This window comes from Janthinobacterium sp. BHSEK (assembly GCF_056174685.1).
This window is the reverse complement of sequence record NZ_JBWBYV010000084.1, coordinates 37,794-51,142: the sequence shown is the minus strand read 5'-3', so window position 1 is coordinate 51,142 and position 13,349 is coordinate 37,794. Positions and strand designations below refer to the sequence as shown.

Sequence of the window (13,349 nt, the reverse complement as noted above, 5' to 3'; positions counted from 1 at the left end):
GATGATTCTCAATGCCGCTGGCTGGACGAAGGGATCGGCGCTCATTGGCGAGATTACATTTGCGAAGTTCACCACCAACGCGAAGATTGAACTACATGGGTGCAAGACGGCCGGCACCGAGTCCGACGACGACAACATCACGGCGGACTTCTCGACGCAACTTGCCAAAGCGGGCAAGTCTGCGTCCGTTGTTATCGGTCACGCCGACCAGGCCAACCCGAACATCAATGGCGGCGGCGAAAAAAATAGTGAGCAGGATTACAGGCATGGCCAGCGAGTTATCTTCAGCAAAGGCAAGATTATCCAAGTCACCAAGCAGAAGCGCCATCTGGCCGAACGCGATCTCGAAGCATTGGCAAAGAAATCCCAACCATGAAAATTGCTCGCCTGCTTTCCTCCAGTTTCCTCGTGCTGGCAGTGGCCCTCGTCGCTTATGGTCTTTTCGGCTTCTCCCGTTTTGCCTGGTACACCGGCGCATACTATGATGAGCGCATGATCTTGTTCGATCACGGCTTCTATCCTTTTGCGTGGGGTATCGCGCTGCTGCTGATGGGGCAGATCGCCCGCTTGCACCATCGTCGACCGGCGATGCTGCTCGCCGCTGGCGCCGCCCTGGCGCTGCTTCTCTGGAAGCGTGCAACAGTGCCCGCTCCTATCGCCAATCAGCAACTTTTCCCGGATCCAGCTTTACTGGAGGGACTGATTGTTACCGCTGTCGTGGTCATCGTCCTGGCGCTGACAGACCGTCCCATCGAGCAAGCCATCCGCAAGGCTCTTGCCCGTACCCGGTGATCCCGGCGGCCAGATTCACTCGGATACGATCTCGGCATGAAAAAATCATTGCTGCGATATGAGTTGCTTAATAGCCCTTCGATACTTTGCCACCCGCTCCAAATCCTTCTGCGTCGGCTCCTCTATCCTCGACAGGTCACTATTCTCAGCCAGATCCGCCAGCTTGACGGCCTTGCCGACCGGGTTCAAGGCCGCGCGGGCGATGAAGGCCACGTACGACTCGCCCTCGACCTTGGTCACGGCGCGCACGCCGTCGATGACTTCCTTGGAAAATCCTTCGCGCGCCAGGTCGTCGAAGGTGACTTTGCCGTCGCTGTCTTCCACCACGTCATGCAGCACGGCGACGATCTGCTGGGCGCCGGGGGCGACGCGCAGCATGACGCGCAAGGGGTGCAAGATATACGGCGCGCCGCCCTTGTCCGTCTGGCCGGCATGGGTGGCGGCGGCGATTTGAATGGCGCGCTCGAGGGTGCCGCGACTTGCGTGTTCACTCATGCTTACTCCTTGTTCACTCCAGGTTGATTGATGTGTCCGCTGCACGCCAGCCGCGGCGCTGCAAGTGGCACACGCTGCTGCACAGCAAGGCTGGCACCAATAAATTGAGGACCGGGACGAGCATCAACAAGCACAGCAGCAGGCCCAGGGCAACAATCGCCGGACCCTGCTCGCGGCGCAGCGCCGCTTGCCGATCCGCGCCAAGCACACCTTCGGCCGCCGCGCCGTAGATCGCCTGGACGTTCCAGGCCAGCAAGTACGCAATCAGTACGCACATGGCCCACACGGGGATCAGCAGGGAAAGCAGCAGCAACAGGCGCCGCCGCCAAGCGGGGCGCGCGGCGGATAGTTGCACGCCGGCCGGCGCCTGCCACGCGGCATAGCGGCGCGCCGCCACGGCCTTGGCGCGTTCCAGCAACAGCCAGCGCAGCGGCACGCGCGCCGTGCCGATGGCGCCGACGATAAAGACCATCACATAGAAAAATGCAGCCAGCGCCAGTAGCGCCAGGGCAATCTGGCCTATCGACAGCATGGCTTTGGCGGCGCTGCCCAGACCGCCGGCGATATTGCCCATCTGCGAGATGGTGGCCGGCCCGTTGGCCAGTGTCCCGACGCCATCCATCACGCCCAGGCCCAGCAGGCCGGTGACGGACACCAACGCCAGCATGGCGCCGAGTTCGACAAAAAAACGGCCGAAATAGCTATACAGTCCCAGCCACAGCGCCACGACCGCCATGCACCACAGCGCGGAGCGCCACCACAGTCCCCCATGACGAGTATCGCGCAGCCCCAGGCCGACGCACGTGAAGGCTTCCCGCCAGGCCAACAGCCAGGTTTGCAATGTTTTTGTCACCTTCGGGGCATGCTCCGCAATCAAGGGGCGGATACGTCGATCCGGATGTTGCCGATTGTACATGGACAAGGCTGGCGCACGCGCAGCGCAGGGCAAACCCGACGCAACGCCATCAGCCTTCATCAAAGGCTATCGAAACGCCAAAGCCGTCGCAGCCTGCTCGGCACTGTCGCAAGCAGACGCATAGCAGACCCGGTTTCTCCCCGATGCCTTGGCCTTGTAGAGTGCCTTATCCGCGAGCTCAACCAACTCGACCGCCTGGTTTTCCAGGTACGTCGGCATCAACGCCGCCACGCCGACGCTGGCCGTCACCACGCCGAGAGGATTGCACCGATGCTCGATTCCCAGCGATTGCATGGCCTGGCGGACGTCTTCCGCCACCCTCAATGCGCCCGGCAGATCCGTCCCCGGCAATAAAATGACCATTTCCTCGCCGCCATAGCGTGCCGCAAGGTCGCCCGGCCTGCGCATGCTGTAGGCCACCACTTTGCCGAGTTTTCTCAGGCATTCGTCGCCGGCCACATGACCATAGATATCGTTATATTGTTTAAAGAAGTCGACATCGATCAACACCAGTCCAAGTGAGCTATTTTCACGCTGCGCACGGCTGAACTCGGCAAGCAGCGACTGATCGAAGTGGCGTCGGTTCGCCAGCCCTGTCAATCCATCCTGGCTGGCAAGGCGGGCCAGGGTTTCATTGATCAATTCCAGCTCGTTGCGCGCCTCGACCAGTCCTGCCTCGCTTTTTACCCGCAAATCGATCAGCCGCACCACGCGGTATCCGATAAACGCGATCAACAGTACCAGCATCCCGCCCACGGCGTTTTGCATCAACGTATCGAGGCGCCATGCAGCGAGGACTTCATCCTGTGACAATGCGGCAGAGACCACCAGCGGATATTCTTCGACTCTTCGATAGCTATTGATACGCGTCACGCCATCGACTCTCGACTTGATCACGGCCGTGCCGACGGGGCTTTTCGGTAAATAATCATGAAATAAGGGAAACTGAGAAAGATCGCGCCCCAGCAAACTCTCATCGAATGGCCTGCGCAATAAAAGAATACCCGCGCGATTCGCAATGAAAATGGCGCCCTTTTCGCCTATCGCAAAACGTTCATAAAACAGCCTGAAATAATGCATATCGATGGTCGCCAGCACCACGCCGCCGAAACTTCCGTCAGGCATATTGATCCGCCGCGACACGGTAACAATCCAGTGTCCCGTCGATTTGCTGCGCACGGGAGGACCGACATACGGCCCCCGGTCAGCATGCGTTCGATGGTAGTTGAAATAATCGCGATCGGAATTATTCAGATTGCTCAACAAGGTTTTCTGAGAGTTCACGAGCCAGCTGCCATCGCTGGCATAGACGAAGATGCCGTGCAGTTGCGGCAGCTCGGCTACGCGGGTGACCAGCAATTTATGGATGCGGGCCAGTTCAAGATCGGAGACACCATCTGTTTCCACCCGCTCCACCAGGCCGACCAGCACCGTATCGGCCTCCTTGATGGTGTCATAGGCATGCTGGGCAACGGATTGCGCCAGATTGGCGCTTTCACGGGCCGCTTCATGCAGTTGCACTTCCCGTGCACGCAAGGTCATCCATAACTGGGTCGCCAGGAGCGACAGGCACACCAGCACGACAAATGCGATCGCCAGCGGCAGCAAGGAAAATCCCCGGAAGCCCGCTCCCAACAATCGTGGCGGCAAGCTGCGTGACCTGGTCATGGATACACTCCCGGTTTGATATCCGGCAAAGTGTGCACCAAATAGGCAGCGACATACTCACACTTCGTCACAAAAGAATGGATATACGCCCATTACGTAAAGACAAACTGGCAGGCCAGTCCGCACGCGTGTCGCGCTTTGATGACGTGTATGACCGGAACGCCACCATCAAATTGATACGCCTGTTTCTGCAACATCCCATGGTCACCAAGGTCTTCTTTAACGATGGCGAGGTGCAAAAGACGATCGCCGGTGGGCGAGTCCGGTCTCTGCAAGGGCACGATAACCATCTGCACATTGAAATCAGAGAGCACTGATGAATACTCGGCTTGCATGCTGCACCATGGCGCTCGCGCTATTCTCACCGTCGCAAGCCGCTGACAAGCAGCCGGTCTGGAGTGGCGAACCACGGCCCTTGCGGGGTGACTATCAGATCTATGGTGGAACCTTGTCCGAAATGCTGCCGCCCACGCGGAACGACCGAAAAGTGGCAATCATGGACAAAGGGGAATTGGCACGGGAACTATTTACCCAGATCGGGCCCGACGTGAAACAGGAGCAGGCATGCAGCTCCTCGGCAGACTACCGGGAGCGGCGCAGGGGGGGCATTACCTGCGCTCATACAAAAGGAGCAGCATACGCATGCTATTTCGGACTCGATCTGCGTACGGGAAAAGGGATGTATGGAGCGATCTGTTGGCCTGAATTCTGCCTGACTTTGGTAGAACCAAGGCCAGGCACATGGCGCTGCAGCCCTCCTACCTTCGACTCAACGGCACATACTCGCCCGGCAAGCCCGCCGCCTCCAGCGCATCGGCGAACGCCAATAGAAACTTCGCCGGGCCATGTTCGGACACCAGCAGGGAGGCGCCCTTGTGGCGCAGCAGTTTCAATACCTCTTGCTGGTGCGCCTGGTATTCCTGCGAATGGCCGTAGAACGTTTGATACATCTCAAGGGTTTCCATGGCCTTGGCGGCCAGGATGAATTCGGGTTTATCCATGATGTCTCCTCGTTGTTACTGCCAAAACCACGAAAAAAAAACCTGCAGGACGTGCTGTCGCGTGCCGGTCGCACTGCCTTGCGGCAACCACATCCGTATTTCCATCATACGCCTCAAGCCGGCCGTTGCGCCGTCCTGCCGTGCATCTTTTTCTCTCCCGCCCGTCCGGCACCATTCCTGCTGTGCGCACGCTAGCCGTGTGGTTCCGCGCATGGCATCATGCGCGTTGCCCATACACTCCAACGACACATGGACCAATATCACTTCCTCGTAGGCGAATTCAAGAAAAATAGCCCCTTTATTCCCGCCACGGCCAGCGCGCAGCTGTTCGCCTGGTTCGCGCACATCGGCGAACCCGTCGAGCGCTACGGTAACAAGCGCGGCAAGATCGTCAAGTTCTCACAGCGAAATTACGAGAAGATGCTGTTCGCACCAGAGACCAACAGCATCGGACTGCTTTCGCCGCGTATCGTGCCGCCCGACGAAGCTGACGAGGCCGTCAACTGCGACGCGCAGGCCATGTATTCGTCAGACTCGGAGCTGATTCTGTCCATACGCGCCAGCAAGCTTGCGCTGGCGCCGCTGTTCGACGGTGCGCGGGCCATACCCGGCCTGTTTGACCATTGCGAATATGTATACTGCTACGCTGAAACGCAGGGCTATGGCACCGGCTACGCACTCGGCTACCGGCAGGTCGACGAGGCCCACCCGATGACCTTTGGCACGCCTTGCCCCGCAAATAACTGGGCCGCCATCAAGCGGCGCGGGTTGCAAGATGCGCACCTGCGCGATGTCTATCCCATCAATGGTTTCACGCCAGCCGGGCTGGATGCGCTGCCGCCCGGGCGCCGGCAAGCGCTGCGCGCTGCGATGCAAGCCCATGGCCGCTGTGAAGAACATGCCGGCTGGATCTTCTGGTACTTGCAGCCCGGGGAACTGGAAGCGGCCCGCGCCGCACTGAACGCACACGCCATGCTGGGCGCCTACATCAACCACCGAAGCTCATGAGCACACATTTATCGCTGCACTGTTATCTGCAGGACGAGGCCGCAGAACGGCCCCTGCCCTGTTCCGACGTGACCATCCAGGCCGACCCGGCCACCTTGCGCGCCATTGCCCATTTTCTGCTGGCCAGCGCGGACGCGTTTGATCTGGCGCAAGACCGGGCCGGCATGCACGCCCATCTGCAAGACGAGTGGGAAGGCTGGCAGGACGACTTCCCCGACCTCGTCGTCGTGGCGGCCTGAGGTGAGGCTGAGAATGGCGCCCCGCTTGCTGCGCGTCGGGTAACATACGCCACCCTTGCCATACAGAGAACCTTGATGCCCGATTTCCGAACCGCCCTGCCGTCGCTGCGCGCCGCCGTGTTGGCCGCCGCGCTGGCCAGCCTGTCCGCCTGCGCCAGCCCGCCCGCGCACGAAACGCTGTTCCTCGCCACCACCTTGACCGCCCCGCATTCCTTTACCAAGGGCATCGAAGGCCCGGCCGTCGATGCGGACGGCAATATCTATGCCGTCAACTTTGCGCGCCAGCAAACCATCGGCAAGGTCAGCCCCGGCGGCGCTGGCGAGGTCTACCTGACCCTGCCCGGTACCAGCATCGCCAACGGCATCCGCTTCGGCAGCCGGGGGCAGATGTATTTGGCCGACTACATGGAACACACGATCTACCTGGTCGATCCGGCCACGCGCGCATTGTCCATCCACGCGCGCGAGCCGCGCATGACGCAGCCGAACGATATCGCCATCACGGCCGACGACGTGCTGTATGCGAGCGACCCGAACTGGAAGGAAAACACGGGCCGCGTGTGGCGCATCGCGCAAGATGGCACAGTGACACTGGCGCTCGACACCATGGGTACGGCCAACGGCATCGAAGTGAGCCCCGACGGCAAGATTTTGTATGTGAATGAAAGCGTGCAGCGCAATATCTGGATGTATGACATCGCTGCGGACGGCAGTCTGAGCGGCAAGCGATTGCTGATCAAGTTCGACGATTTCGGCATGGACGGCATGCGCGTGGACGTCGACGGCAACCTTTACGTGACGCGCTACGGCAAGGGCAGCGTCGTCAAATTGTCGCCGCAGGGCCGCATCTTGCGCGAGATCAGCGTGCCCGGCGCCAAGCCCAGCAACATCACCTTCGGCGGCCCCGATGGCCGCACGGCCTACGTGACGGAAGTGGTGCAGGGACGGCTGCTGCAATTCCGCGTCGACCGCCCGGGCCTAGAATGGCAGCGGGCGCAGGAGCGCCGCAAGGCCGAATAGCAAGCCACATGGTCCTGGCGGCGCATGACGCGATGTCGGCTTACGCGCTTGCGCGCCAAGCCGACCTACTCTACGCCACGATGCATGCGCAGGCCGGGTAGGTCGGGTAGGTTGGCTTAGCCGGAACGGCGTAAGCCGACGAACCAAATAGACATGGTCCTGGCGGCGCATGACGCGATGTCGGCTTACGCTACGCCACGATGCATGCGCAGGCCGGGTAGGCCGGGTAGATCGGCTTAGCCGGAACGGCGTAAGCCGACGAACCAAATAGCAAGCCGACGTGGTCCCGCCATGCCACGATTGCTCAAGGAATTGAAGCAGCGCCTGAAGATGAGCTGAGGCTCAATATAAAACGTTCTTCGCTTCCGGCTGGTCGACATTGACCTTGGTGACGATCACCACGCCCGTGTTGACGAACGGTGCGACCTTCTTGCCTTCGATCAGGCTGACGAGGGTTTTCACGCCCAGCGCGCCCATCGAATACGAACCCTGCACGGCGGTCGCATACAGGGTGCCGTCCTTGACGAAGTTTTTCAGGTCCTCATTGCCGTCGAAGCCCACGGCGATCACCTTGCCGGCCTTGCCCGCCTGCGCGATGGCGCGGCCCATACCCACGGCCGTCGGCTCGTTGGCGCCGAAGATGCCCTTCAAGTCCGGATTCGAGGCCAGCACGTCGGTCGTCTGGTTCAGCGCCGTGGCCATCTGCGATTGCGAGTAATACGTGCCGACGATCTGCAGCTGCGAATTCTTTTCGATATAGCGCTTGAAGCCGCCCACCCTGCCCGTCTCGGAACCGGCGCCCGCCACGTACGACATCACGGCGATCTTGCCCGTTTTGCCGACCTGCGAAATGAGGGCCTTGGCGCTTTGCTCGCCAGCCGCTTCATTGTCGGTCGACAGGAAGGACTGGTAATAACGCTTGCCGCTGTCGGCCACCAGCGAATCGATCAGCACCACGGGAATCTTCGCTTCCCACGCCTTCTTCAGGGCCGGCACCAGCGCGTCCGGGTCCGACGCGGCCAGCACGATGCCGGCAACCTTGCGCGTGACGGCGTTTTCCACCATGCTGACCTGGTCGGCGATGGCCGATTCCGAGGCCGGCCCCTGGAAGGTCAGGCTGTAGCCCTTGGCGTCGGCGGCGCTGGCCGTGGCGCCCTTCCTGACGTTTTGCCAGTAGTTGGAATTGGTCGTCTTGACGATCACGGCGATCTCGCCCGGGGCGGCGAAGGCGGCGCTGGCGCTCAGGGAAAAGGCTGCGGTCAACAGACCGAGTGACATGGCTTTGATGGTGTTCATTGTCGTCCTCATTTAATTATAGATTTGGTGGATTGACTTCATGGCGTACTGCTTGCTGCTTCAGGCGCGGTTGCGCTTCTGATCGATCCAGACGGTCAGCAGGATGACCAGTCCGATAATGATTTGCTGGATAAAGCTCGATACCCCGTTCATGTTCAAGCCGTTGCGCAGGATGCCGATGACGAAGGAACCGATGACGGTGCCGGAAATGGTGCCGATGCCGCCGATCAGCGAGGCGCCGCCGATGACGGCGCTGGCGATCGCATCGAGTTCGTACATCACGCCTTCGTTCGGCTGCGCCGTCACCAGGCGCGACATCAGCACGCAGCCCGTCAGGCCCGACAGGGCGCCGGACAGGGTGTACACCAGCAGGGTCACGCGACCCACCTTCACGCCCGACAGGCGCGCCGCTTCCGCATTCGAGCCGACGGCATAGATATGCCGGCCGAAGGTGGTGCGGCTGAGCATGATGGACACGGCCACGGCGATCACCACCATCAGCACCACCGGATACGGAATGCCGGGAAACACGACTTCGGGAAAGGTGCCGCCCGTGTCTCGCTCGATGCGCCACAGCACGCCGTTACCCAGTTCGCCGAACGACTCGCCCAGGCCGGAAATGGCGCGCGCGCCCGTCACCTGCAGCGCCAGGCCGCGCGCGATCAGCATCATGCCGAGGGTGGCGATGAAGGGCGGCAGTTTCAACTGCGTGATGCAAAAGCCGTTGACGGCGCCGCACATGGCGCCCACCACGACGCCGCCCAGCATGGCGACCGGCACGGGCACGCCGCTTTTCACCAGCAGCGCGGCGGCCACGCCGGCCAGCGCCAGCACGGAGCCGGAACTCAGATCAATGCCGCCCGTGATGATAACGCAGGTGGCGGCTATGCCCAGGTAGGCGATCGACGTCACTTGCAAGGCCACGCTCATGCCGTTGCTGACGGAGAAAAAGGCGTTGCTGGTCAGGGAAAACACCAGCAGCAACAGCGACAGGCTGCCCAGCGCGGCGAATTTTTGGATCAGTTCTTTATTCATTTTTTTAAGCTTTCTGTTTTTAGTGGACTGCCGTCTGGCCAGGAACGGGACTGGCTACGCGCCCCGACGCCAGCTGCATGATCTCTTCCTGCGACGACTCGCGCGTATTGACGATGCCGCTGATGCGCCCTTCATGAAACACGGCCACGCGGTCCGTCATGCCCATGATCTCGGGCAGCTCGGACGTGATCAACACCACGCCGATGCCTTCCGATGCGAGCTTGTCGAGCAGCTGGTAGATGGCGAACTTGGCGCCCACGTCGATGCCGCGCGTGGGTTCGTCGAAGAAGATGATTTTCGATTCGCGGTACAGCCATTTGCTGATGACGATCTTTTGCTGGTTGCCGCCCGAGAGGTTGCGGGCGACCTGTTGCGAGGTCGGCGTCTTGATACCCAGCGCAGCGATGTACTGCTGCGCCACCGCCTCTTCCCTGGCAAAATCGATGAAGCCGAAACGGTTGGCCAGCGCCGAAACATTCGTCAGGGTCAGGTTGGCCGCCACCGACATGCGCACCGCCAGGCCGTGGCTCTTGCGGTCTTCCGACAGGTAGGCGATGCCGTGTCCGATGGCGTCGATGGGGCTGGTGATCGATACTTGCGTGTCGCCCAGGTGGATCGCGCCGCCGGTGAGCGGATCGGCGCCGAAGATGGCGCGCGCCACTTCCGTGCGGCCAGCGCCCATCAGGCCGGAAAAGCCGAGGATCTCGCCGCGCCGCAAATCAAAGCTCAGCGGGCCGAAGACATCCTTGCGGTGCAAATCGCTCACGCGCAGCAGCACTTCAGCCGTCGGCGTCGAGACGCGGTCGGGGAATTTTTCATCGAGGGTGCGGCCCACCATCCTGGCCACGATGGCGTCCAGCGTGGTGCTGGCAAAATCGTCGGTGCAGACGAATTTCCCGTCGCGCAGCACCGTCACCCTGTCGATGATGTGCTGCATTTCTTCGAGCCGGTGCGAGATGTAGACCACGCTCACGCCGTTGCGCTTGAGTTCATTGATGATGTCGAACAGCTGGCCCGTCTCGCTTTCCGTCAGCGACGACGTGGGCTCGTCCATGATCAGCACTTCCGTATTGAGCGACAGCGCCTTGGCGATTTCCACCATCTGCTGCTGCGCGCAGGACAGGTTTTTCACCAGCTGGCGCGGGTCGATGCGCAGTTTCAAGCGATCCAGCAGCGCCTGCGCATCAGCGCGCATCTTCTTGCGGTCGATGAAGATACCGCGCACCGGTTCGCGCGCCAGGAAAATATTCTCCGCCACGCTCAGGTGCGGGATCAGGTTCAGTTCCTGGTGGATGATGGCGATGCCGGCCGCCTCCGCATCCACGCTGCTGGCAAAACAGCACACCTTGCCCTTGTAGACCAGTTCCCCCTCGTCGGCCTGGTACACGCCGCTCATCACCTTCATCAGGGTGGACTTGCCGGCGCCGTTTTCGCCGCACAGCGCATGGGCCTCGCCCTTGCGCAGGCTGAAACTGACGTTGTCCAGCGCCAGCACGCCGGGAAAGCGCTTGCTGACCTTGTTCAGCGCCAGTATCTCTTCGGATTGATTCATGGTGTGTCTCCTCCACTCCACTGCCATAGGCCGGCGCGCCGATGTCTGAGCATCTTGGCGGCACGCCGGTCTGCTGCCGTATTAACTGTCGATCAGCTGCGGATTCCACGCATGCACGGTCTGCCGCTGTTCGCCGAGGCCGTCGATCCCCAGGCGCATGCTGTCGCCCGGTTTCAGGTACACGGCCGACGGCTTCTGACCCATGCCCACGCCCGGTGGCGTGCCGGTGCTGATGATGTCGCCCGGGTACAAGGTCATGAAGCGGCTGATGTAGCTGACCAGGTTCGCCACGCCAAAGACCATCGTTTTGGTATTGCCGTCCTGGACGCGCTTGCCGTTCACTTCCAGCCAAAGGCCCAGGTTTTGCGGGTCCGCCACTTCATCGCTTGTGACCAGCCAGGGGCCGATGGGGCCGAAGGTATCGCAGCCCTTGCCCTTGTCCCACTGGCCGCCGCGCTCGAGCTGGTATTCGCGTTCGGACAGGTCATTGACAACGCAGTAGCCGGCCACGTACGACAGCGCCTCCGCTTCGCTCACATAGCGCGCGGTGGTGCCGATCACCACGCCCAGCTCCACTTCCCAATCGCTTTTCTGCGAATCCTGCGGCAGCACGACGGCGTCGTTGGCGCCGATGATGGCGCTGGTGGCTTTCATGAACAGCACCGGCTCAAACGGCACGGCCATGCCCGATTCGGCCGCATGGTCGGCGTAGTTCAGGCCCACGCATAAAAACTTGCCCACGCCCTGCCAAGGCGGCGCGATGCGGCCGGGGTTGGCCACCACCGGCAGGCTGCCGATATCGACGGCGGCCAGGGTCGCCAGGCCATCCTTGCCCAGGGTCGCGGCCGTAATATCGGGCAGCACGCCGGACAGGTCGCGCACGGCGCCGTCAGCATCGATCAAGGCAGGTTTTTCAGCGCCCTTGGCGCCATAACGCATCAGTTTCATGATTAAACTTTCAAGTAAACATCAAACAACATAAAAAGTTCGGTAGCAATCAGGCCCGCGCCTTCACGACACCCGACAAAACCGTAGCGAGCGGAAGCGAGATGTGGCCGAGAAGCGCAGCTGTACGAATGTACAGTGAGCATCGCAAGCCGCATATCGCGACGCGCAGTAGGTTTGGTCGGATGTCCTTAGTTAGACCAGCCGCCGTCAATGACGTGGACCATACCGGTGGTAAAAGCGGATTCGTCGGAAGCCAGATACACGGCCAGGGCGGCGATTTCCTCTGCCCTGCCCACCCGGCCCATCGGCTGGCGGGCCACGAAAGCGGCTTGCACTTCATCGACACTCACGCCCGTCGCCGCCGCCTGGGCGGCAATGCGTTCCTTCAGCGAGGGCGACTCGATGGTGCCGGGGCAGATCGCATTGCAGCGGATGCCGCGCGTGACGAAATCGGCGGCCACCGACTTGGTCATGCCCACCACGGCCGCCTTCGAGGTGCCGTAGATAAAGCGGTTCGGCGCCCCCTTCACGCTCGACGCCACCGATGACATATTGACGATGGCGCCGGCGCCCCTGGCCAGCATGCCGGGCAGCACGGCGCGCATCAGCCGGTACATGGAGCGGGCGTTGATGTCGAAGGAACGGTCCCAGGCCGCATCATCGCAATCGAGAATGGTGCCGCCATCGACGAAGCCGGCGCAGTTGAACAGGATATCGACGGGGCCGATCTCGCCGGCCAGCGCGGTGATCGCCGCGCCATCGGTCACGTCGAGCAGGCGGATGGCGCAGCCAGTCGCTTCCTTCAGCGCGTCGAGCTGGGCCTGGTTGATATCGGTGGCGATCACGGTGGCGCCTTCGCGCACGAACGCTTCGGCCGTGGCCCGGCCGATACCCTGGCCGGCGGCGGTGAGCAGGGCGATTTTTCCTTGTAGTCTGGCGGTCATGTTGTCTCCTTTTATTTTTAACCCAACACCTTAACTGCTGGGGTCAGACCCGGCGGGTCTGACCCCGGATTCTTGCTAAGCAAGGTAGAAAACCTGCTCCATCATCGCCCAGTGCTCGCCCTCGGCGCGCGAGGCCAGCGGCTGCTGGCAGGGGGCGCAAAAGGTCCACCAGCGCTGCGTTTCCGGATCGGCGGCGATGGCCGCCATGTCGGCCTCAAAATCCTCGCCGTGGTATTCCCAGTAACCGAACAACAGGTTTTCCGGCTCGCGCAAAAAAATCGAATAATTGCCGACATGCGCGGCTGCCAGCTTGGCCAGCACCTGCGGCCAGACGGCGGCGTGCAGGGTCTTGTATTCCGCGATGCGGTCCGGCGCGATGCCGATGACCATGCCCATTCTTTGCATTTCAGCTCCTTTTTGTTGGCTTACGCCGTA

The 13,349-nt window shown here is 61.5% G+C and carries 15 protein-coding genes and 1 pseudogene; 6 read left to right on the top strand and 10 right to left on the bottom strand.

All coding sequences use genetic code 11. The annotated features are described in order from the left end of the window. Both AC0V2Y_RS24835 and AC0V2Y_RS24830 read left to right on the top strand, forming a co-directional pair. Positions 1 to 376: pseudogene (locus tag AC0V2Y_RS24835) on the top strand (hypothetical protein); the annotation flags it as partial. Then, positions 373 to 792, top strand: coding sequence for a hypothetical protein (locus tag AC0V2Y_RS24830; protein WP_475417484.1), 420 nt, complete (start codon positions 373 to 375; stop codon positions 790 to 792). The pseudogene AC0V2Y_RS24835 and the gene AC0V2Y_RS24830, both read left to right, overlap by 4 nt. A gap of 45 nt (positions 793 to 837) precedes the next feature. On the opposite strand, the gene AC0V2Y_RS24825 is transcribed toward AC0V2Y_RS24830, so the two are convergent. From AC0V2Y_RS24825 to AC0V2Y_RS24815, 3 genes are all read right to left on the bottom strand, one after another. Beyond that, positions 838 to 1,287: a hypothetical protein gene (locus AC0V2Y_RS24825; protein WP_475417483.1), complete on the bottom strand. Its 450-nt coding sequence runs from the start codon at positions 1,285 to 1,287 to the stop codon at positions 838 to 840. Between the two features lie 13 nt (positions 1,288 to 1,300). Then, positions 1,301 to 2,140 (bottom strand): hypothetical protein, encoded by an 840-nt coding sequence (locus tag AC0V2Y_RS24820; RefSeq protein ID WP_475417482.1) that lies wholly within the window; start codon positions 2,138 to 2,140, stop codon positions 1,301 to 1,303. Positions 2,141 to 2,269: 129 nt separating this feature from the next. Next, a complete protein-coding gene (locus AC0V2Y_RS24815) occupies positions 2,270 to 3,871 on the bottom strand; it encodes a diguanylate cyclase (RefSeq protein ID WP_475417481.1) in 1,602 nt (533 codons plus the stop codon). A gap of 77 nt (positions 3,872 to 3,948) precedes the next feature. Between AC0V2Y_RS24815 and AC0V2Y_RS24810 the strand changes: the two genes are divergently transcribed. Further along, positions 3,949 to 4,188 carry a hypothetical protein gene (locus AC0V2Y_RS24810; RefSeq protein WP_475417480.1) on the top strand — a complete coding sequence of 80 codons (240 nt, stop codon included), beginning with the start codon at positions 3,949 to 3,951 and terminating at the stop codon, positions 4,186 to 4,188. 441 nt (positions 4,189 to 4,629) lie between these two features. Here the strand turns inward: AC0V2Y_RS24810 and AC0V2Y_RS24805 are convergent, their stop codons facing one another. Then, a complete protein-coding gene (locus AC0V2Y_RS24805) occupies positions 4,630 to 4,872 on the bottom strand; it encodes a hypothetical protein (RefSeq protein WP_034781982.1) in 243 nt (80 codons plus the stop codon). Positions 4,873 to 5,121: 249 nt separating this feature from the next. Between AC0V2Y_RS24805 and AC0V2Y_RS24800 the strand changes: the two genes are divergently transcribed. From AC0V2Y_RS24800 to AC0V2Y_RS24790, 3 genes are all read left to right on the top strand, one after another. Further along, positions 5,122 to 5,880 (top strand): hypothetical protein, encoded by a 759-nt coding sequence (locus tag AC0V2Y_RS24800; RefSeq protein WP_475417479.1) that lies wholly within the window; start codon positions 5,122 to 5,124, stop codon positions 5,878 to 5,880. Then, complete coding sequence (locus tag AC0V2Y_RS24795; RefSeq protein ID WP_475417478.1) at positions 5,877 to 6,119, top strand: Imm32 family immunity protein; 243 nt, start codon at positions 5,877 to 5,879, stop codon at positions 6,117 to 6,119. The genes AC0V2Y_RS24800 and AC0V2Y_RS24795 overlap by 4 nt, the downstream gene beginning before the upstream one ends. Before the next feature lie 75 nt (positions 6,120 to 6,194). Then, positions 6,195 to 7,139, top strand: a complete 945-nt coding sequence (locus tag AC0V2Y_RS24790; protein WP_475417477.1) for an SMP-30/gluconolactonase/LRE family protein — start codon at positions 6,195 to 6,197, stop codon at positions 7,137 to 7,139. A 342-nt stretch (positions 7,140 to 7,481) separates the two neighbouring features. On the opposite strand, the gene AC0V2Y_RS24785 is transcribed toward AC0V2Y_RS24790, so the two are convergent. The 6 genes from AC0V2Y_RS24785 to AC0V2Y_RS24760 all read right to left on the bottom strand — a co-directional run bounded on the left by AC0V2Y_RS24785 (position 7,482) and on the right by AC0V2Y_RS24760 (position 13,319). Continuing rightward, the gene (locus AC0V2Y_RS24785; RefSeq protein WP_475417487.1) at positions 7,482 to 8,417 is read right to left on the bottom strand and encodes a substrate-binding domain-containing protein; all 936 of its coding nucleotides are present in this window, start codon (positions 8,415 to 8,417) and stop codon (positions 7,482 to 7,484) included. 78 nt (positions 8,418 to 8,495) lie between these two features. Next, complete coding sequence (locus AC0V2Y_RS24780; protein WP_034759656.1) at positions 8,496 to 9,470, bottom strand: ABC transporter permease; 975 nt, start codon at positions 9,468 to 9,470, stop codon at positions 8,496 to 8,498. A 19-nt stretch (positions 9,471 to 9,489) separates the two neighbouring features. Continuing rightward, positions 9,490 to 11,022, bottom strand: coding sequence for a sugar ABC transporter ATP-binding protein (locus tag AC0V2Y_RS24775; RefSeq protein WP_475417476.1), 1,533 nt, complete (start codon positions 11,020 to 11,022; stop codon positions 9,490 to 9,492). Between the two features lie 81 nt (positions 11,023 to 11,103). Continuing rightward, positions 11,104 to 11,970, bottom strand: coding sequence for a fumarylacetoacetate hydrolase family protein (locus AC0V2Y_RS24770; RefSeq protein ID WP_475417475.1), 867 nt, complete (start codon positions 11,968 to 11,970; stop codon positions 11,104 to 11,106). Between the two features lie 188 nt (positions 11,971 to 12,158). After that, positions 12,159 to 12,914, bottom strand: coding sequence for an SDR family oxidoreductase (locus AC0V2Y_RS24765; RefSeq protein ID WP_475417474.1), 756 nt, complete (start codon positions 12,912 to 12,914; stop codon positions 12,159 to 12,161). Between the two features lie 75 nt (positions 12,915 to 12,989). Next, a complete protein-coding gene (locus tag AC0V2Y_RS24760) occupies positions 12,990 to 13,319 on the bottom strand; it encodes an L-rhamnose mutarotase (protein ID WP_475417473.1) in 330 nt (109 codons plus the stop codon). Positions 13,320 to 13,349 lie beyond the last annotated feature (30 nt).